This window comes from Flavobacterium johnsoniae (assembly GCF_030388325.1).
GTDB lineage: Bacteria > Bacteroidota > Bacteroidia > Flavobacteriales > Flavobacteriaceae > Flavobacterium > Flavobacterium johnsoniae_C.
The window spans coordinates 4,910,257-4,930,711 of record NZ_CP103794.1; the positions used below are offsets into that span (position 1 = coordinate 4,910,257).

Consider the following 20,455-nt stretch of genomic DNA (forward strand, 5'->3'; position numbering starts at 1 on the left):
TGCACGCACATTCAATACACCACCTAATACACTATAAAACAACTACTTGAATCCCTAAGTTCGAAACATTACTAAACATCAAAAATATTATAGCAATCACTCGTTTTAGAATTGCAGCAAAATGATGGCACATGATTTTTTGGAAAATAGAAAGTAAGCAAAATCAAGTGCTAACAAGTTTAGATTCAAAACTATTATACATTACTTTATTTAAAAGCATCTCGCGAATAGCAGCATATTCACTGTATCTATTTCGAACAAGAGATTAAATCTAAAAAGCAGATAACTTTCATGAAAATGTTATAATTACAGCTTCACACATCTAAAATTGACGTGATGGCAATAGACCTCATTCCATCTTTTCCACTTGTTCCCATCATATAACGAGTGAAGTATTGATCGGCGAATAAAAAGATCCTCCACATCATATAGTCCGTCATCGTTTGGAGCGTATTGTACTGTTGCTGCAATTCCTTGAAACCGTCATATCCAGTATCTGCCACTTTTATATAGAAATGTCTTGACAAATATTAGCCAGAAATTTCCCTTTGGATTTTAATATATAATCATCAGGCAGTTCAGGTACATTTAAGAAATATAATCAAAAAAAAATATTTTAACCTACAAACTCCATCCTGCTTGCAAAAGTTGATAAATGATGATCCTGTTCTACAGTATTGCTGAGATATTTTTCTAATTGTTACTATTGTTCAGTTTATATCTAGTCCCGTAAACATTCACTTACACCTTGAAAAAGTAAATTGCGGGACCAAAAAAAGATTATAATTATTTAAACAAAGAATAATGAAACTAAAATTAATTGTACTGCTTACTTTATGTATGTCTCCATTTTTATACTGTCAAGATTGGAATGGTATTCCCGTTCCTGCAAATGCTGGAACAGGAAAAATTTGGAAAATTCAGCCACAGTCTGATGATTTTAATTACACCTATAAAGCGTCCACTAATCAAGCAACGATTGGCGGAAAGTGGACTAACTTTTATCACAACACTTGGGATGGTCCAGGGCCTACAAAATGGAGGTATGAGAATACTACCGTTAGCGGAGGAAATCTGCATGTTTTTGCAACTAGACAGGCAAATGAAACTAAGACTTTTACTGTAGATTGTGATGGAGATAATGTTGCCGAAAGCTGGACTATGGCGGCTACAAGAGCGGGCTGCATTACATCGAAAACAAGGGTAAAGTACCCTGTATATGTAGAAGCGCGTTTTAAAATCGCAAATGCAGTTATGGCTTCTGATATTTGGATGCTTAGTCCAGATGACACCCAAGAAATCGATATCCTGGAAGCATACGGCGGAAAAGCAACTAGAAATGATTGGCTAGCACAACGTTTGCATTTAAGTCACCATGTATTTATTAGAAGTCCGTTTTTGGATTATCAGCCTACCGATGCCAGCACATGGTACACGGGAGCTACAAAAACCTATTGGACAGACAAATGGATTCGTCTTGGTGTGTACTGGGCTAGTCCAACTCGGTTAGAATACTACTTGGATGGTCAATTAGTCAAGGTAATGGACAATCTAGATACTGTGAACGGCAAAGACGGAATAGACCCATTAAATTATACCTCAACAGCTACTCCAAGAACTGCCGCTACACGCACGGGACTGGTAAAAGAAATGGATATCATTATTAATATGGAAGATCAAAACTGGAATGCCTGTAAAGGACGTACTCCTACTGATGAAGAAATTACAAATTTTGACAATCATAATTTCAATATCGATTGGATTCGAATTTACAAACCTGTGACCGATCCAAATTTAGGGAAACAAGATGCCAAGATTGAAGAAAAAAAATTGATGCTATTTCCAAATCCTTTTAAAGATTCTATTCAAATAAATTCAGAAAAAAACATAAGCACTGTCCAAATTTACAGTTTAAGCGGAACTAAATTGTTGGTTGAAAAAATCAATAATACCAATGCTACTATTGCTACTAAAAACTTAAGCGCTGGAATGTATATTGCAAAAATTAACTGGGAAGATGGCACTACAATTTCCCAAAAGGTCATAAAACAATAAAGCTCAAAAATTTCAAACTAAATTTACTTTTCTCGAAAAAAATACAACATTTGAAATCTTGAGCATTAGTAGCGTTGGAGATTAACTATAGATCAGTATCCAACGCTAATTGGATCAATAATGTGAGCTTTTGCATGCTGGATTTAGTTTTTATCCTTTTTTATCCGTTCCAATTGCTCTACTGAAAGTTTTTGCGAAAAATATACTTCTGGTTTCAAAAAGAGATTCGTGTTTTTCATTTTCGGGTCATAGATATCTAAACTTAAATCACAATCAAAACGACCTAGAATACTATAGTTTTTATTAGGACCACCCATATCTGTAAAATGACATAATCCCCAACTTATACCACGTCCGTTGCCGTTACTTGTAAAAGCATCGGGTACATAAGCCCCCGCAGCAGTAGGCAGCAAAGCCGAAACCGAAGCAATATTAAAATTGACTCCATCCTTTGCATATTGGATAGTGTTGCTTTCATTTCCGTTACTTGTAATCAGGGCAGCAATACCCTCTTTAAAAGGAAACAAAGCGGTTTCGTGACCTGAATTGAATAAAGGATTCAAAGGATGCTTAGTGAATGGTCCCAAAGGATTATCGGCCATAGCCAAGCCATTCCCAACTAAATAATCAGGCCGATCACCATAAGCCGCCTTAAAATACAAGTAGATTTTACCTTTATACAATAAAGGATACGGATCATGAATAGAAAATTGATCCCAAGTCCCTTTATCACCATTTTCGACAATTATTTTATTTGCCGCTATCCATGGGCCATCTGGTGAATCAGAGTATGAAGCAGTCACAGGACAATGATCTCCTTTTTTTCCGCTGGCTTCCATAAACCCTTGGTAATACAAATAAAATTTTCCTTCCCATTTTAAAATATCAGGAGTCGCTACTGAGCGCCATCCTACTTGTGGCAGTAAAGGTCTTTCGATTGCCACGCCCTGTTCTTCCCAAGACAAGCCATCTTTACTGGTAGCGTACCATATTTCACATAAATCCCAATCGGTTGAGGGAATGTTTTCGGTACTTTCACTAGCTCTACTAGCACCTACAGGAGCTGTTTCTGTATCTCTTTTAGTGTACCAAACATAGTATTTTCCATTTTCGAAAATAATTTTGGAAGGGTCACGTCTTGAGATTGTTCCGTCTCCATTATGATAATCAAATCCTTTGAGTTCTGTATATTTAAAACTCGAAAAGAGTTCGTTATCCTCCGGTCTTGGAGTTAAATAATTGTCATACAAACGCTCCATAGCCGCACTCAAAGCTCGGTTTGGTTTGGTTTGTGGAATATCCCATGGATAACCGACAATCTCTTTTTGCTTCGAACTTCCACAAGAAGTGGCTAAAAATAAAGTAACTAATCCGATAGAAATTGTGGTCGTAATTCGGTTTTTATTTAAAATAGCTAACATCATTTGTATTTTATTGAGTTTGTAAACTGTTTAATAGTTTTTGTTTAAATTATTCTTCCCATTCTTTATAAAGGGCTTTCAATTGTGCATACGCTTTCTTTTTCTTTTTTCGAAAAGCATCTACAATTCCCCATTCTCTATAACCCGATGTGGGTGTGCCTTTGTAATTACTTCTATAATCATTGTAACTCCATAGCGATACACCCGAAATCCAAGGAAATTGTTTTAATTCCTTGATATAAGTCACCAATTCTTTACGCAGTTCCGAATTGGGTTCATTACCAATCTGGCTTAATCCAATTTCAGAAACAAAAATGGGTTTGCCTTGGAATTTTTCATGTGTTTTTTGCGCCAATACGGGAGCATTTCCATAGCTATTCATCGAAATAAAATCGACTTTTTCGTAAGGTTCGGTGCCAATTTCTCCCTTACGATAAGACGTAATGGTAACATAGGTTTTGAGGCGGGTAGTATCTAAACTAGCCACATAATCGAGCATCTCATTTACATAATCGTATTGGTCTTTAGTCAAAGCTTTTTCGTCCCAGTCTGCTACAGCATCCCGTAATTCGTTCCCCACACTCCAAGCCACCACTGAGGGATGATTAAAATCTCTTTCGATCATATCGGCCATCCATTTTTTGGTTACTGGATTATTTGGAAACGATTGAGGGTCATCATCGCCCCAAACCGGAATTTCTTCAACTAATAGAAAACCATTTTTGTCACAATAATCCAAAAGGTTTTTGGACAAAGGCGCATGCATCAATCTCGAGAACGTACAACCTAAAGACTGAATGTCTTTCATGTCTTTTTTAATCAATCCATCTGGCTCGGTATTGCCGTATTTAGGATGGTCGTGTACCCGATTGACTCCATTCATACGTACCGCTTGATTGTTCAAATAAAACTGTTCGCCACGAACTTCAAACTTTCGAATACCAAAATTATCTTCGGTAACATCCATTTTTTTTCCCTCTACTTGCAGTTCGCTCGTCAATTGGTACAAATTAGGACTATCAAAATGCCAAAATTTAAAATCAGCTAGTTTGCGTTTGAATTTTATTTCAGCAATAGCGGTTGCATTTCGGTTTATTTTTACCGAAACAGGAGCTACATCAATCCCTTTAATTTTGGGTAGAATTTGAGCTGTGGCACTATTGGTACCATTATTTTCCACCTTGTATTTTATAGAAAAATTGATTTCTCCTTTTTCAAAATCAGGTATGGATGCAATATGTTGGTAAACGAAACGCAAATCTTCAGTAGCTACCAACCACACCTCACGGCTAATACCGCCCCAAGCCCACCAAGCGCCTCGTTTGTAAGAGTTATCAGCCATGACAATAATCGAATTGCTTTCGCCTAGTTTTAGAAAAGGAGCGATGTTAAATTCAAAAGGCAAATAGCCTCCAACATGTTTACCTAGTAATTTCCCGTTGACCCAAACCATAGCGGTTTCATAAACAGCTTCAAACTGAACTCTGATTTGTTTTCCTTGCCATTTTTGAGGAACTCTAAAGTCTTTTTGATAATAGCCTTTGCCCACATAAGTTGCATATTTTTCGTGAGTATCCCAATTCCCCGGTACTTGCATAGTATCCCAATTAGAAAAATCCGATTGCAACAATTCTGATTCAGAAAGACTATTCGAAGCCTTAAACTTCCATTTTCCATTTAATGAAATTGTTTGGGCATTAGAAACTATAAAGCCTAAAAATACCAGTATAATTAATTTTGTTTTCATATTTTCAATATTTACGCCTGTTTATTTCCGACCAATAGCTTCCTCTATTCTTTGTTTCTTTCTAGTTTTAAAATAAAAGACTGACTTATTCTATCCCTACTATCAATGGTTATTGGCAAAAAATTTCAAAAACAGCTACAGGCACATTTGAATGGCTTTGTTCCAATTCGATGCTAAATCCTTTGGTTGTTATTTTTGAATCGAAAGTCCAAGTATTAATTGCTTGACAATTGTTTTTTTTTTCGAATAAAACTTTTCCACTCCTGTCTTTGATGGTGTAATTCTGCACACAAAACGGAACCACTTCTTCGGGATGTCCCATTAAGGTCGATTCCATGGGGTGGTCGTAATCAGGGTCTAAGAATAGTTTTATTTCAGAAAGTGCTACTTCGGTTTCCCATTCCACTTTTAGCGTTGGTTTGGTATCAGTAAGATCAGCCAACCAAGCATTGGCACTGCCATAAGGACGTACAAAACCATTGGTTAGATTTTCTACTCCAAAACACGCTATGGTTGGTTCGATTTGCATGGCAATATTCTGTCCTTTGGGTCTGCGAAACGGAATCCAAAATTCAAAAGCATCAATTCCGATGTTGTCAGGAGGCGTTTGTTTTCCGTTATTATTTACCGCTTTATTTTGTCCGTTGAAGACCGAAAGAACTCCTGTATATCGTTTTGTACTGCTTTGAATACTCAGTTTGTCATTGGATAAAAAAGTAACAAAAGCATACTGATTTTCAGTCGTGGCTGTTTTAAATTCAAAAGCTACTTCTTGTTCGCCCGGGTTAATTTTTATTTCTATCGTTTCTAAAATAATATCAGGCGTGTAATTTCTGGCTTTGGACGAAGTACGCAATTGTACTGTTAGCATGGTAGCTTCTTGCGCTTTTACTTTTACTTTAAAGCCATAGTTTTGATGGGCTTTGAAAGGCAATAATTGAGCAACCGCCACTTCTAGAGATGTATATTCACCGTCAAAATCTATTTGGTTTAATTTTAAAGTAGAAGAAGCTTGGATGGTTGCTTGTTTCAATAAATTTTGAGTTTTATCAATGGCTATCCCTGGAATGCTTTGCCCATTGATGCTCAAGGTTTGTTGCAATTCTTTTAGATTATCAGAAATTAGCAATTGGGCTGGTTTCAAATTATTTTTCACACATTGTGCCGCTCCGTATCCAACAGCCTGTGCGGCATGAGCACAAGTTGCCATGACACGAGTCGAACCAAAAGCTACGTGAGTAGCGCTAATGATACGTCCGGAAAGAAATAAATTCTCTATATTTTGACTTATCATGGTGCGTAGCGGAATCTGATATACCCCTTTAGAATGGTATTGGGTACAACCCGGACGGCTGTCATAGACCCCATCCGAAGGATGTAAATCGACTGCCCAGCCTCCAAAAGACACCGCATCCTCAAACGTATTTTGTTCGATTAGATCTTGTTGTTTGATCATATAATGTCCCTCAAAACGGCGGCTTTCTCGTTTACCAGGAATCGTTCCAACCCACTCCAACGTTAGATTTGCAGCATCAGGAAATTCACCCGAGTTTTTGATGTAATCCCAAACTCCATAAACTACTTTCCATAGTTCCCATTTGATGTCTTCAGATTCGTGAATGGTATCTTTTCGTCCGCCATATTCCAACCACCACAAACGACAACCCGAATCTTTATCACTCAAGCTTTTATATCGTGGAATTTCGGTAATGTCTTTTAAGGCAAATTCTGGAGCGACATATTTTACTGGTGCTCCCGTATCTTTACTGTAAAAATAAATGGTATGTCCTAGTAATTCACCATAGGATTGGTCAGGAGCAAATTTCTCTCCAAATTCTTCCACTTTTTCAGCACCCATTCTAAACGCAGCGCCAGCCTGAAAACCCACAATTCCATCTCCCGAAGCGTCACAAAATAAATTGGATTTAAGGATATAAGTAGTTGAGTTTTGGCTACAAAAGGCAGTAACTTGACTAATGTTTTTGGTATCCGCTTTTTCTACCTCATAAACTGCGGTGTTTAATAACAGCGTTAAATTTTTCTCATTCGAAACTTTTTCTAACAAAACCGTATCAAATATAAGTGCATTTCCTTCTTTATTTCGATATAAATTTTCGACTAAAATCTCATCGATGATACCGCCCTCACGAGCCCAACGGTTGTTGTTTCCCATATGTGAAGTTGCGCCCAAAGTCCACAAACGAACTTCGCTTGAAGCGTTACCACCCAAAACAGGTCTATCTTGAACAAGAGTTACAGTTACACCCTCACGGGCAGCTGCAATGGCCGCACAAACACCAGCTAATCCTCCGCCAACAACGACTAAATCAGATTGAATTGTAGTAATTTTATTGGATCTTACTTTTGAACTAAAGCTTTCTACTTGCATTTTTTTCTTAATTAAATCGTATGTATTTATTCTTTATTTTTATAAACTATGAAGATGCCCAATAAGCAAACTGCTGCTCCCACTCCTACCACGATAGAAATTAAAATAGTAGAAATAAATTCTAATGAAAGTATTAAGGCTCCTGTTAAGGCAACTCCAATTCCAATGACTCTTCCCCCTTTTTTATTACTTCCATCCGAATCATCTTCATATACATTTTCACCAATAGCTGTTTTTTGTACATAAGCTTCATAAGTATCTTGGGATGGATTGGTTTGGATTAAATAGAATTCTGATACCAACATTAATACCATTGGAACAGCAACACCTAGAATCATTTCGGCACTACGACTCAGGGTTATATCTAGTAATTGTGGAGCTAAAAATTTGAAAAATCCCGTAATCAATAAGGTGATTAAGGTAACCGATAACATACTAGTCCCTGTTTGTTTTTTAGAGAAAATAGTCCACAACGGAGGCAAAAACATGGCTCCTCCTGTTACCGCTGCTAAACTCAAAACAAAATTGACAACACCTCCTAAAAGTGGTACAACCAAAGCTACCCCAATGGTAATCAAGCCTAAAACAACGGTAGCCGTTTTCCCCACACGCATCAATTGAGCGTCACTTGCCTGAGGTTTGAAATGTTTAAAAAGGTCATTGGTAAAAACTCCTGCGGCGATATTTAAAGTGGTATTTACCGAACTAGAAGTGGCAAATATCATCCCAACGAGCATTAAACCGAGCATTCCCGCTGGTAAAACTTCTTTACACATTAATAAATAAGCACCTTCTGACTCTACTCCATCAAGATTTGGGTTTAGAATGCGGTAAATCATAGGAGGTAACATCCAAAATAACGGACTTATCACATACAAAGCTCCAAACAACCAGCCCACTTTTTGAGCGTCTTTGGGTGTGGCAACAGAGGTGTAACGTTGTACATAAGCCCAGTTTCCGGCCAAAAAAAATAAATTATAAAGTCCAAAAGCAATTATAAAAGCAATAGAATATTCTTCGTTTACCAAATTGAAAAAAGCATCAGGCGAAAGTTCTATGAATTGGCCTACTCCTCCAATTTTATCAAAAGCCAATGGAACTATGATTATGACAACGGCTGTTAAAACCACAAACTGCAACACATCGGTAACGATAACTGCCCAAAGTCCTCCCACGGCGGTATAGATTAAAATTAAGATCCCTAAACTGATGATGCTGGTATAAATAGGAATCCCTGTAGAAACCTCTACAATCTTGGCCACAGGGTATAAAAATGCTCCTGTGGTAAATAATGAAGTCAGTAGAAATAAATAGGTATATGTTTTTTGAATTTTAAAACCATAACGATTGGTTATGTATTCGGCTACGGTTAGCGAATTTGTTTTACGCCATTTGGGAGCAATAAAAAAACCTATAAGGATACCTGCAATAGCCATAGTCCATTGAATACTTACAGCTACCCAACCACTTTTGTACGCTATAGAACCCCAAACAACAAAGGTTCCTGCCGAGAAAAAACTCATGAATAAAGACAACCCACTCATCCACCAAGGCAAGGCGCCTCCAGCAGCAAAATAGGATTTCATGTTTTTTCCTGTTTTAGAAAAAGCCAAACCGCAAACAAAAATGAGTGCAGAAAAAATCAGAATCACCCAAATATCAATGTTTTTCATATAAGTAAATTTGTTTTTTAGTGGTCATTGATAAAATCGCTTTTTAACCAATTTTATTTGCATATGCAAAGCTTTCTTAAAAGGCGATTTCATAACCTTTTTTTAATTTTTATTAAAAGTAAGAATTGAATAAATGGAATTAAATTATATTTTTTACAAACCCTACCGAGAACGTTACCGAAGCTTGTTAAATCTTTCGAGAACGTTACCGAAAATTATTGTACTTTTATAACCTATTAATCATTTTCATTTGTAAAATAATCTTTTCAAGTTGTTTAATTCGCATGAAATATATTACCATCAAAGACATTGCTAAACAATTGAACACTTCAGTTTCTACGGTTTCAAGAGCCTTCAACGACAAGGCTGATATCAATCCTGAAACCAAAGCATTGGTTTTAAAAACGGCCAAAGCATTAGGATATCGTCCTAATCCTATTGCTAAAAAGTTAATGCAACAGCGTTCTTTTACTATTGGTATTATTGTACCTGAGTTTATCAATGCATTTTTTCCTGAGGTCATCATAGGGGTTCAAGAAATTTTGTTTGAAAATGGATATCAAGTGCTAATTGCTCAGTCTAGCGAATGTTTTGAAACTGAATTAAAAAATATCAAAACCTTAGAAGATAGCATGGTTGATGGCTTGATTGTTTCATTATCAAGTGAAAGCAATAATACCGATTATTATCAAAATTTAATTGCGTCGGGCTTTCCAATCGTGCTTTTCAATAGGGTAAACAATCAACTCAATTGTTCTAAAGTTGTTTTTAACGATTACAAATGGGCCTTTTTTGCCACCGAGCATTTGATTAATCAAGGTTGCAAGAATATTGTACATCTCAAAGGTAGGGATGGCGTTTCATTGACAAATGAGCGTCTAAGAGGGTTTTTAGACGCTCACCAAAAATACCAATTGAGCTATAATAAAAATCAAATTGTAGCTACGGGATTCACATTAGCCGATGGTCAAAAAGCGGCGCAAAATATAATAGACTCAGGAAATATTCCTGACGCTATCTTTGGAGCAAATGATCCGGTAACTATTGGAGCCATGCAAGTTTTTAAGAAAAATGGATTTTCTATACCAAATGACATTGCTTTTGTTGGTTTTACCGATTCACAAATGGCAACTATAATTGAGCCTCCACTGACTTCTGTTTCGCAACCTGCAAGGGAAATTGGTGAAGAAGCTGCTAAAATACTTATTGAACAAATTGAAACAAAGAAAGGTTTCCAGCCTAAAAGCATTACCTTAAATGGGCAATTAAATATACGTGCTTCTTCTCTAAAAATCACTTCATTGAAGTGACGAAAGTCATTTTATAAATTTTAGCAATGTGATAAATTATTAGCTATTAAATATTTTGCATGAAGAAGCTGGAGCTATTCTTGATCCAATTGTTTTTAACATTATTTCTGCAATTATTTCTTTCATAAAAACAACAACTTGCCTATACCGTCAAATCTTCAGTACTTCATCACTATTGCGACAACTAATTTTTTTAATCTTATTATATTACATTAAAAGTATAGGTGTTTAGAATACTATTGATTTTAAATAAAGACTTATTATAAGCTACTAACTCTAAAGATATAAAATTCCTCTATGGCAAGGTAACCAGTAGCAATCCAGTTTTACACTGAAAACCTTTAATTCATTTTGTACAAATTATTCCTATTGTTCAGTTTATATCTAGTCCCCTAAACATTGACCTACACTTTGAAAAAGTAAATTGCGGGACCAAAAAAAGATTATAATTATTTAAACAAAGAATAATGAAACTAAAATTAATTGTACTGCTTACTTTATGTATGTCTCCGTTTTTATACAGTCAAGATTGGAATGGCATTCCCGTTCCTGCAAATGCTGGAACAGGAAAAATTTGGAAAATTCAGCCACAGTCTGATGATTTTAATTACACCTATGAAGCGTCCACTAATCAAGCAACGATTGGCGGAAAGTGGACTAACTTTTATCACAACACTTGGGATGGTCCAGGGCCTACAAAATGGAGGTATGAGAATACTACCGTTAGCGGAGGAAATCTGCATGTTTTTGCAACTAGACAGGCAAATGAAACTAAGACTTTTACTGTAGATTGTGATGGAGATAATATTGCCGAAAGCTGGACTATGGCGGCTACAAGAGCGGGCTGCATTACATCGAAAACAAGGGTAAAGTACCCTGTATATGTAGAAGCGCGTTTTAAAATCGCAAATGCAGTTATGGCTTCTGATATTTGGATGCTTAGTCCAGATGACACCCAAGAAATCGATATCCTGGAAGCATACGGCGGAAAAGCAACTAGAAATGATTGGCTAGCACAACGTTTGCATTTAAGTCACCATGTATTTATTAGAAGTCCGTTTTTGGATTATCAGCCTACCGATGCCAGCACATGGTACACGGGAGCTACAAAAACCTATTGGACAGACAAATGGATTCGTCTTGGTGTGTACTGGGCTAGTCCAACTCGGTTAGAATACTACTTGGATGGTCAATTAGTCAAGGTAATGGACAATCTAGATACTGTGAACGGCAAAGACGGAATAGACCCATTAAACTATACCTCAACAGCTACTCCAAGAACTGCCGCTACACGCACGGGACTGGTAAAAGAAATGGATATCATTATTAATATGGAAGATCAAAACTGGAATGCCTGTAAAGGACGTACTCCTACTGATGAAGAAATTACAAATTTTGACAATCATAATTTCAATATCGATTGGATTCGAATTTACAAACCTGTGACCGATCCAAATTTAGGGAAACAAGATGCCAAGATTGAAGAAAAAAAATTGATGCTATTTCCAAATCCTTTTAAAGATTCTATTCAAGTAAAATCAGAAAAAAACATAAGCACTGTTCAAATTTACAGTTTGAGCGGAACTAAATTGTTGGTTGAAAAAATCAATAATACCAATGCTACTATTGCTACCAAAAACTTAAGCGCTGGAATGTATTTTGCACAAATCAATTGGGAAGATGGCACTACTGTTACTCAAAAAATTATTAAAGAATAAAATGAAATTCATCAATCTAACCCACCAAACACTCCTGACCCTAACTCTTTCACTTTTATTAAATAGCTGCTCGAGTACCACTAATCAAACATTAAAAACTCCTATAGCTGTTCATAACGAACCGGTAGAAATCCAATATACAGTAGAAGGAAAAACGGAACGGATAGTCCACCTGAAAGTAGATTCCAAAAATAACTATTCTAACTTATCCTTAGTTTGTGATAGCCAAATTTTGGTAGACAATATTGATATTCCGAACGCTGGTATTGTTACTGTAAACGCATTAGTCGATTTTAAAACAGAGGGAGAAAAGAAAATTAAAATACTCAAACAAGGTGGTGAGATCACCCTTTTGGATATAAAATTTAACGCTACAGACATTCCAGCTATCCCGCAATTTAAAGACATTTCGGATGAATCTGGATTAAAGACAGAATATACTTGGAAATACGGCGGTCCATCGGTGGGTGATTTGAATAATGATGGTTTGTATGATTTTGTTTTAAACAACCACGACAAAGTGCCTGCCAAACTTTTTTGGAATCTCGGAAACAACAAAGTTCAAGAACATTCCGAAATACTCAAGCAATGGGACATACACGGTTCTGCAGTCGGCGACTATGACAATGATGGCGATGTGGATATTATTATTGCACAAGGCGGTGGTAATGGAACTGACCCACAACCGCCTCATTTACTACGCAATGACAATGGAAAATTTACAGAAGTTTCGATCGAAGCCGGAATTACACACGGCTCACGCGGTAGAGCAGTTCGATGGATCGATATGGATTTGGATGGCGATTTGGATTTATTACTTATCAATGCCGAAGGAATTAATAGTAGTTCCGGAAGTCAACAAATTATATACACAAACATAGGAAATGGTCATTTCAAGATTGCACATAGTAAAGCAATTGAAGGTGCCAATGCCGAACGCGTTTTAGTGACGGATATTAATGGAGATCAAAAAGACGACTTAATTCTGTTTTCGCCTATATCGGTTTGGGTTGGCAATGGCGATTTAACCTTTACTGATGTTACCAAGCAATGGGTACCCGAAAATCTTCAAAAAACAGATTTGATTACCGGGGCATGCGAAATAGATATTGACAATGATGGAGACATGGATATTTATTTAAGTAGAGGAAAACCTAGCTACGAAATAGCCAATAAATCTTTGGATTACAACCCTATTACCAAACGTATGGATATGCGAGACGAAGGCAACAAAGGCATTACCAGCATCGACTTTGAGGCTCCGGGTCACATTACCTTATCGGGTATATTTTTATGGTATCGTATGTATAATGATGGATTTCCTTTGCACTTAGGCGCTTCCAAAAAAGAGATCCTGGACGTTCAGGAAAAGGACACCATAAAAGTAACCCCAGAAATGGCCAAAGGATGGCCGAATGAAAGAAAAGAAAATGGTTGGTATCTTGGTTATTTAGGCAACAACAAATGGCGATTGGAATCTGTTAGAAACGGCAATATCTATTGGGAAATTAGAATATCTATTGATGGAGTTCAATCTGTACATCCAGAATGGACACCGCAAAACAGAAATGTTCAGGATGTATTATTTAGAAACGACAATAATCATTTTACCGATGTTACCACCAAGTGGAATGTACCTTTGGGAGGAAATAATCAAGGGGTGGTTGCAGCCGATTTTAATAATGACAGTCATATTGATTTGTTCGTATATAGGTTTGGCTTTTTGAAATCGAGCGTGAGTGATTGGCTTTTGCTAAATAACGGAAAGGGGCAATTTGAAACTACAACGCTTCATAATGCTCATGACCCTAATGATCCTGGACATGGGGATATGGGGCAAGCTTTTGATTTTAACCTTGACGGAAATATCGATTTACTAAACGGAAGCGATAATTATGGAAAATGGTATCTGTATGACAATAGTTTGATCCAGAATAAAAACTATGTGCTAGTTCGCGTAAATTATTCCGATTTGCATCATATTGATCCGATGTCTGCTACTGTAACGGTCACTACACCCTCTAAAAGCTATACCAAAAGAGTAGGATCATCAGGAGAAGTATTTTCGCAAAGTTTATTGAATACCGTACATTTTGGTCTAGGTGATGACGAAACAATTAAAAGCATCACCGTTCGATGGAGAAATGGCGAGACTTATACTGCAAAAAATTTAAAGGTAAACCAAGTTTATACTACTCCGTGAATCATTTAACAACTAGATTAAAAAACACAATTATCCTAAAAATATAAATGATGTCTATAAAAAGAATAATGATACTATTGGCGTTTGCTAATTTACATTGGGTTCAATCTCAAACGATAACATCTGGTCCTCCAGAACCGCCCTTGGGGAAAAGATGGGTTCTAAATCCCGAGCTTTCAGATGAGTTTAACGGAACGCAAATTGATACAACCAAATGGTTTGATTACCATCCGCAATGGAAAGGCAGAGTTCCTGGCTTGTTTCTGGCTTCTCAGGTTTCCGTAAAAGATGGTTTTTTACAAATTAAAGGGGAAAAAATGAAAAAAGACACCCTTATCAAAAACGCCAACGGGGAAGAAAAATTTACTATCGCAGGCGGAGCGGTTGTCTCCAAAAAAACAGTGTTATTTGGGTACTATGAATCCCGAATTAAGGCTGCGGCTACCACTATGTCGGCTACTTTTTGGTTTTCTACCAATGGAAAAACGAAAAGTCTAAAAGAGTGTGACAAATACAGTTTAGAATGGGATATTCATGAATCTATTGGCAGAAATGGACCTTTTGAAGGCAGTTATTTTGCCAATGGAATGCATTCTAACTCTCATTATTGGTACACAGACTGCAATGGAGAGGTTCATGATTACCGCGCTCCTCAAGTTGTTTTTCAAAATGCGGAATTATCTTCTGAAAATTTTAATGTGTATGGTGGATGGTGGCGCGATGAACAAACAGCAAGTTATTACTACAATAATGGTGAACCAAAACATCAAAAATTTTATTCCGAAATAAACAAAAAACCGTTTGACAGACCAATGCACATGCGTCTGGTATCAGAAACCTACCCTTTTCCTTGGATTGAGTTGCCAAATGATGCTGAATTAGCAGATCCAACAAAAAATACCGTTTATTATGATTGGGTACGCGCTTATAAATTGGTAGAGGCTAATATGCCAATTCCGTCTTCTAACAACGAACCGGTTATCCCTCTTTTTAATGAACAAATTCTTTTTCACGTGGCTATTATAAACTTAGTTTCTAAAACAATTTTAAAAATCCCAATACAATATAAGGCCATTGAAGATCGTGAAATACTACTAAAACTATCCGATCCTGAAGGAAAACTAATTAAAGAAACTAAATTCATTGCCTACACTGGTTATGCTAATTTAGAATACGATATGAGAATAGATAAAAAACTTGAACCAAAATCTGGATATTCATTATTGGCTATAATTCGACCATTGAACACTAAAGATCCTGTTGATATTGATTCTAGTACATTGATTATTAATTTAAAAAGCAAATAATTAAACTATAAATTAAAATGACAAAAATAGTCACTTTCGGTGAAATTTTACTGCGTCTTTCAACGGAAAGACATTTAAGGTTCTCACAAGCAGAATCGTATAAAGCTACTTATGGCGGTGGAGAATTTAATGTTTCTGTATCTCTGGCAAATTATGGTCTGAATACAGAATATATTACACGATTACCAAATAATGAATTAGGTAATTGTGCACTAAAAGAGATGAGAAAACTTAATGTCGGCTGTCAGAATGTGCTCTTGGATGGTGATCGAATTGGGATTTATTTTCTAGAAACAGGAACTAGTACAAGAGCCAGTAATATTGTTTACGATCGCGAAAATAGTGGAATGTCAACTTTAAAAAAAGGAATGATTGACTGGAAAGAAATTCTAAAAGATGCCACTTGGTTTCACTGGAGTGGCATTACTCCTTCCCTATCTGAAAGTGCCGCTGAGGCTTGTGTTGAGGCTTTGGAAATTGCAAAAGATATGGGCTTAACAATTTCTTGTGATTTAAACTACAGATCAAAACTTTGGAAATATGGTAAACATCCAAAAGAAGTTATGCCTAAAATTCTGCAATATTGCAACGTAATTTTAGGAGATCTAGACACTGCAAATTTCATGCTGGGCCTACCACAAATGAATCCGGATTATCAAAATCAGGAATCACTGCCCGTGCTGTATGATACCATTTTTAAACTAATTCCGTCGTTAAAATTTATGGCAACCACATTGCGCTATTCTGTAAGTGCTTCTCATCAACGTATAGGAGGAATTTTATACGATGGAAATACAATTTATGATGCAGACGTTCAAGATGTAACTCCGGTTGTAGATCGTGTTGGAAGTGGTGATGCTTTTATGGGAGGCTTAATTTATGGATTAAATGAAGAACCACTAAACAAACAAAGAGCCCTTAATTTTGCTGTAGCAGCCTGCTGTCTGAAACATACTATTGCAGGCGACTATAACTTAGTAACACTTGAAGAAGTTGAAAAATTAATTGGAGGTGATTTTACAGGAAAAGTATCAAGATAATATAAATATGGCACAATATACCCGAATTGAAGTAGCTCAAGCGATGAAAAATACTGGAATGATTCCACTATTTTTCAGTAATGATATCGAATTAAGTAAGAATATTTTAAAAGCGTGTTATGATGGTGGTGCACGTTTGCTGGAATTTACAGCTCGTGGCGATTTTGCGCACGAAATTTTTGGCGAACTTACCAAGTATGCAATTAAAGAATTACCTGGAATGATAATGGGGGTTGGCTCCGTAACCGATGCTGCAGCTGCCTCGTTATACATGCAACTTGGCGCAAATTTTATTGTAACTCCAGTATTACGTGAGGATATTGTAATAGTTTGTAACCGACGCAAAGTTTTATGGTCTCCTGGGTGCGGAACACTTACAGAAATAACAAAAGCAGAAGAATTAGGTTGCGAAATCGTTAAACTTTTTCCGGGCGATATTTATGGACCTGAATTTATAAAAGGAATTAAAGGTCCACAACCTTGGACATCTATTATGCCAACTGGAGGAGTACATCCAACAGCTGAAAATCTGACTTCATGGTTTAACGCTGGAGTAACTTGTGTAGGAATGGGATCCCAATTAATAACTAAAGAGATTGTGGCAAATAAAGATTTTAAGGAATTAACTGAAAAAGTTAAAGAAGTTATTGAAATTATTTCGAAGTTAAAATAATTATATCTAAATATAAAAAGAGATTGTGATAAAATTATTTTATTCACAGTCTCTTTTCTACTTTATAACTCGTTTTATTTTTTTGAATATTCGCTTTTTTAGTTCCAATCTAGTCCGCTACAATAGTATCTAACTTTAAAATAGAGGTACTATCAAATAATTTCCATTTATCAATTTTAATTTTCTGCTTAATAGCTTTTGTACCTAATACATAAGCCTTGGCATTATTAACCGCATCTACGGACAATAAAGTATCTTCATTAAAGTACCAAACTGAAAAACTATTGGGCTTATCTTCTTTTCTAACCACGACCTCGGTATAGCCTTGTGACAGACCAACCATTTGTAATTTGAGATCGTACTGATCCGACCAAAACCATGGAATGGTGTCGTAAACCGAAGCACCTCCACATATTGCAGCAGCCGCGATTTTGGACTGATCTACGGCATTTTGAACCGATTCTAAACGGATAAAGCGGTTGTAATGCGGGTTAAAATGATACGTACAATCACCAATTGCATAAATATTGGCCTCACTGGTTTGCGCCTTTTCATTGACTATTATCCCATTTTCAATTTTGATTCCTGCTTGTTCTGCCAATTCTTTATTTACCAAAATACCTACACCCACAATAATCATATCCGCTGGATAACGAGAACCATCGGTACAAACCACTACGTTTGAAGCGTCATTATTTTCAATTGCGCTTACATTTTTAGCCGTAAGCACTTCTACCCCATTTTGATGATGCAACTCATGAAAAAAACTAGACATTTCTGGAGCAGTCACTCGTGCTAAAATTCGAGATTCACGTTCCAATACCACCACCTGAGCACCTAATTTTTTTAAGGAAGCAGCCGTTTCTAGTCCGATATAACCTCCACCAATCACAACAACACGTTTGGTAGCGCTCGCATTGATGCCCTTTTTGATAGAAGCAACGTGCGCAGCGGTACGCAAAGGAAATACATTTTGAGCAGTTGCTAATCCTTCAATTGGCGGTACAATTGGTCTTGCTCCCGTAGCCAAAACCAATTGATCATAAGACTGTTGCGTTCCGTCTTCCAAAGTAATGGTTTGCTCTTTTGCATGTATTGCGACCACCTTTACCCCCAAATTCAAGGTGATGTCTTCTTTTTGGTAGCTTTCTGCTGATTTTAAAACATTCTTATCAATACCATCATCACTTGTCAAATAGGCCTTAGACAAGGGTGGGCGATGGTATGGCAACACAGGATCGGCATCAAAAAGCAATATGTCGCCTTCCCAGCCTTCTTTTCGTATAGCCGTAGCACAATTTACGCCGCCATGGCTCGCTCCTATAATCACACAAATTGGTTTCTTAGTTTCAGACATACAACATTTTTTAATTATTTAGCCACACGAAGCACTACTCCGTCCAACGCTTCGGTAATTTCTAATTGACAACACAAACGGCTGAATTCATCCGCATCATCATCTAATTCTAGCATATCCGTTTCAATTTCGCTAGCGGTTCCCGTTTTTGAAACATGTTCTGGTAAAACATGTACGTGACAAGTAGCACACGAACATACCCCTCCGCAATCACCATCGATTCCTTTGATACCATTGTCAACTGCAAGTGCCATTACGCTACCCGATGTTCCTTCTAAAGTTATTGTTTCATCATCGCTAGTGATAAAAGTTATTTTTGCCATTTTCTTTATTTTTTTAATTAATTAAATTTTACTTGTAAGCGGTGAAAGCCAACTTTACGTTTGAAATCACCTAAATCTTCGATATTTTCTTCGGCACTCACAATTTCCATAGTGCTCACTTTTTCCGTTAATACTTCCACCGCTATTTTCATAATTGTACGAGCGTGGGTTGCTCCCAAACAGTTGTGTGTCCCGAATCCGAAGCTCAAATGCGGGTTCATTTTACGATCTAAAACCACTTCATTTGGATTTTCAAAAACAGTGGCATCTCGATTTGCAGACGCCCAACACAAAGAAGCTCTTGTATCTGCTTTTATAGCATGTTCACAAACAGCAGAATCAGTTTTGGCTACTCTTCCCATCTGAGTTAATGGCGCAAAATAGCGAATCAACTCTTCAATAGCTTTGTTTCTTATTTCGGGTTCTACACGCAAACGATCTAATGACTTTGGGTGCTCTGCAAAATAAGCAATGGAATTTGACACCGCATTGATTACCGTATCACGGCCACCTGCAAACGTCAAAATCATCACGCCTTTCACTTCTTCTTTTGTTAATTTTTTGCCATCAACTACAGCATTCAGTAATACTGAATACAAATCTTCTCCATTCTTGGCAATGGCTTCATCAATTCGGCCATCGATATAATCATACAAAATAGCCGCTTTAGCACCATCTAAGGCTTCTCCTTCACTACGAAAAACGTGAGTTCCCCATGAAATCCATAAGTCAGCTTCTTCATAAGGCGTATTTAGTAATAAAGTCAAGGCTCTTGACTGTAGTTTTAATGAAAATTCACTGATTACATCTACCGAATCTTTGGCTAAAACCTCATCAACTAAAGCACTAATTTGCTCTTTTAATTTGGCTTGGTATTCTTCCTCTAAAGGTCTTTTGAACCAAGGATCCAAAATAGCTCTAAAGTCTTTATGTTGCGGCGGATCTACTTCAAACGGAATCTGACGTGTTGTTCTGATGTTCACTTCTGAAGGAATCACAATACGACCTGGTACCGCCCCTGATTGAAAGGTTTTCCAGTCGTGAGCTCCTTTGCGCACATCTTTGTGACGCAATAGCATGGTTACAGGATCATTTTGATCGTCCATTTCTCCAAAACCTTGGTTTACACGTGCTTCTTCAAATGGATCGTTAAACTCACTATTTTTCATCTTTTATATTTTTATTAGTATCTTTTTTTTCAACCTGGTACGTTTTAAATGCTGATGACAACACACCTAC

14 protein-coding genes are annotated in these 20,455 nt (G+C 36.8%); 7 read left to right on the forward strand and 7 right to left on the reverse strand.

Annotated features, from left to right (window positions below; genetic code table 11):
* Positions 1-804: 804 nt before the first annotated feature.
* A complete protein-coding gene (locus NYQ10_RS20860; protein WP_276174769.1) occupies positions 805-2,055 on the forward strand; it encodes a T9SS type A sorting domain-containing protein in 1,251 nt (416 codons plus the stop codon).
* A 143-nt stretch (positions 2,056-2,198) separates the two neighbouring features.
* Here the strand turns inward: NYQ10_RS20860 and NYQ10_RS20865 are convergent, their stop codons facing one another.
* The 4 genes from NYQ10_RS20865 to NYQ10_RS20880 all read right to left on the reverse strand — a co-directional run bounded on the left by NYQ10_RS20865 (position 2,199) and on the right by NYQ10_RS20880 (position 9,285).
* Positions 2,199-3,476, reverse strand: coding sequence for a glycoside hydrolase family 117 protein (locus NYQ10_RS20865; RefSeq protein WP_144219842.1), 1,278 nt, complete (start codon positions 3,474-3,476; stop codon positions 2,199-2,201).
* A 49-nt stretch (positions 3,477-3,525) separates the two neighbouring features.
* Positions 3,526-5,223 carry a glycoside hydrolase family 2 protein gene (locus NYQ10_RS20870; RefSeq protein ID WP_144219298.1) on the reverse strand — a complete coding sequence of 566 codons (1,698 nt, stop codon included), beginning with the start codon at positions 5,221-5,223 and terminating at the stop codon, positions 3,526-3,528.
* A gap of 109 nt (positions 5,224-5,332) precedes the next feature.
* Entirely contained in the window at positions 5,333-7,612 is a 2,280-nt protein-coding gene (locus NYQ10_RS20875) for an FAD-dependent oxidoreductase (protein WP_276174770.1), read from the reverse strand.
* A gap of 26 nt (positions 7,613-7,638) precedes the next feature.
* Positions 7,639-9,285, reverse strand: coding sequence for a sodium:solute symporter family protein (locus NYQ10_RS20880; RefSeq protein WP_144219297.1), 1,647 nt, complete (start codon positions 9,283-9,285; stop codon positions 7,639-7,641).
* 284 nt (positions 9,286-9,569) lie between these two features.
* On the opposite strand from NYQ10_RS20880, the gene NYQ10_RS20885 reads away from it, so the two are divergent.
* The 6 genes from NYQ10_RS20885 to NYQ10_RS20910 all read left to right on the forward strand — a co-directional run bounded on the left by NYQ10_RS20885 (position 9,570) and on the right by NYQ10_RS20910 (position 17,536).
* Positions 9,570-10,595: a LacI family DNA-binding transcriptional regulator gene (locus tag NYQ10_RS20885; RefSeq protein ID WP_144219296.1), complete on the forward strand. Its 1,026-nt coding sequence runs from the start codon at positions 9,570-9,572 to the stop codon at positions 10,593-10,595.
* 467 nt (positions 10,596-11,062) lie between these two features.
* On the forward strand, positions 11,063-12,313 hold the full coding sequence (locus NYQ10_RS20890) for a T9SS type A sorting domain-containing protein (RefSeq protein ID WP_144219295.1): 1,251 nt from the start codon (positions 11,063-11,065) through the stop codon (positions 12,311-12,313).
* Positions 12,276-14,516, forward strand: coding sequence for a CRTAC1 family protein (locus NYQ10_RS20895; protein ID WP_144219294.1), 2,241 nt, complete (start codon positions 12,276-12,278; stop codon positions 14,514-14,516). The genes NYQ10_RS20890 and NYQ10_RS20895 overlap by 38 nt, the downstream gene beginning before the upstream one ends.
* A 50-nt stretch (positions 14,517-14,566) precedes the next feature.
* A complete protein-coding gene (locus tag NYQ10_RS20900; RefSeq protein WP_223704652.1) occupies positions 14,567-15,823 on the forward strand; it encodes a beta-porphyranase D in 1,257 nt (418 codons plus the stop codon).
* 17 nt (positions 15,824-15,840) lie between these two features.
* Positions 15,841-16,863: a sugar kinase gene (locus NYQ10_RS20905; RefSeq protein ID WP_144219292.1), complete on the forward strand. Its 1,023-nt coding sequence runs from the start codon at positions 15,841-15,843 to the stop codon at positions 16,861-16,863.
* 7 nt (positions 16,864-16,870) lie between these two features.
* Positions 16,871-17,536: a bifunctional 4-hydroxy-2-oxoglutarate aldolase/2-dehydro-3-deoxy-phosphogluconate aldolase gene (locus NYQ10_RS20910; RefSeq protein WP_276174771.1), complete on the forward strand. Its 666-nt coding sequence runs from the start codon at positions 16,871-16,873 to the stop codon at positions 17,534-17,536.
* Between the two features lie 109 nt (positions 17,537-17,645).
* Here NYQ10_RS20910 and NYQ10_RS20915 read toward each other — a convergent pair whose 3' ends face one another.
* Genes NYQ10_RS20915 through NYQ10_RS20925 form a run of 3 tightly spaced genes read right to left on the reverse strand, consistent with a single transcriptional unit; the run spans position 17,646 to position 20,385 of the window.
* Positions 17,646-18,893 carry an NAD(P)/FAD-dependent oxidoreductase gene (locus NYQ10_RS20915; RefSeq protein ID WP_289878080.1) on the reverse strand — a complete coding sequence of 416 codons (1,248 nt, stop codon included), beginning with the start codon at positions 18,891-18,893 and terminating at the stop codon, positions 17,646-17,648.
* 14 nt (positions 18,894-18,907) lie between these two features.
* The gene (locus tag NYQ10_RS20920; protein ID WP_144219289.1) at positions 18,908-19,216 is read right to left on the reverse strand and encodes a 2Fe-2S iron-sulfur cluster-binding protein; all 309 of its coding nucleotides are present in this window, start codon (positions 19,214-19,216) and stop codon (positions 18,908-18,910) included.
* Between the two features lie 17 nt (positions 19,217-19,233).
* Positions 19,234-20,385 carry a cytochrome P450 gene (locus tag NYQ10_RS20925; RefSeq protein ID WP_276174773.1) on the reverse strand — a complete coding sequence of 384 codons (1,152 nt, stop codon included), beginning with the start codon at positions 20,383-20,385 and terminating at the stop codon, positions 19,234-19,236.
* Positions 20,386-20,455 lie beyond the last annotated feature (70 nt).

Excerpts from the sequence above, each read along its gene's own strand:
- NYQ10_RS20860 (WP_276174769.1), top strand. The coding sequence starts at position 805 with ATGAAACTAAAATTAATTGTACTGCTTACTTTATGTATGTCTCCATTT.
- NYQ10_RS20865 (WP_144219842.1), bottom strand. The coding sequence starts at position 3,476 with ATGTTAGCTATTTTAAATAAAAACCGAATTACGACCACAATTTCTATC.
- NYQ10_RS20870 (WP_144219298.1), bottom strand. The coding sequence starts at position 5,223 with ATGAAAACAAAATTAATTATACTGGTATTTTTAGGCTTTATAGTTTCT.
- NYQ10_RS20875 (WP_276174770.1), bottom strand. The coding sequence starts at position 7,612 with ATGCAAGTAGAAAGCTTTAGTTCAAAAGTAAGATCCAATAAAATTACT.
- NYQ10_RS20880 (WP_144219297.1), bottom strand. The coding sequence starts at position 9,285 with ATGAAAAACATTGATATTTGGGTGATTCTGATTTTTTCTGCACTCATT.
- NYQ10_RS20885 (WP_144219296.1), top strand. The coding sequence starts at position 9,570 with ATGAAATATATTACCATCAAAGACATTGCTAAACAATTGAACACTTCA.
- NYQ10_RS20890 (WP_144219295.1), top strand. The coding sequence starts at position 11,063 with ATGAAACTAAAATTAATTGTACTGCTTACTTTATGTATGTCTCCGTTT.
- NYQ10_RS20895 (WP_144219294.1), top strand. The coding sequence starts at position 12,276 with ATGGCACTACTGTTACTCAAAAAATTATTAAAGAATAAAATGAAATTC.
- NYQ10_RS20900 (WP_223704652.1), top strand. The coding sequence starts at position 14,567 with ATGTCTATAAAAAGAATAATGATACTATTGGCGTTTGCTAATTTACAT.
- NYQ10_RS20905 (WP_144219292.1), top strand. The coding sequence starts at position 15,841 with ATGACAAAAATAGTCACTTTCGGTGAAATTTTACTGCGTCTTTCAACG.
- NYQ10_RS20910 (WP_276174771.1), top strand. The coding sequence starts at position 16,871 with ATGGCACAATATACCCGAATTGAAGTAGCTCAAGCGATGAAAAATACT.
- NYQ10_RS20915 (WP_289878080.1), bottom strand. The coding sequence starts at position 18,893 with ATGTCTGAAACTAAGAAACCAATTTGTGTGATTATAGGAGCGAGCCAT.
- NYQ10_RS20920 (WP_144219289.1), bottom strand. The coding sequence starts at position 19,216 with ATGGCAAAAATAACTTTTATCACTAGCGATGATGAAACAATAACTTTA.
- NYQ10_RS20925 (WP_276174773.1), bottom strand. The coding sequence starts at position 20,385 with ATGAAAAATAGTGAGTTTAACGATCCATTTGAAGAAGCACGTGTAAAC.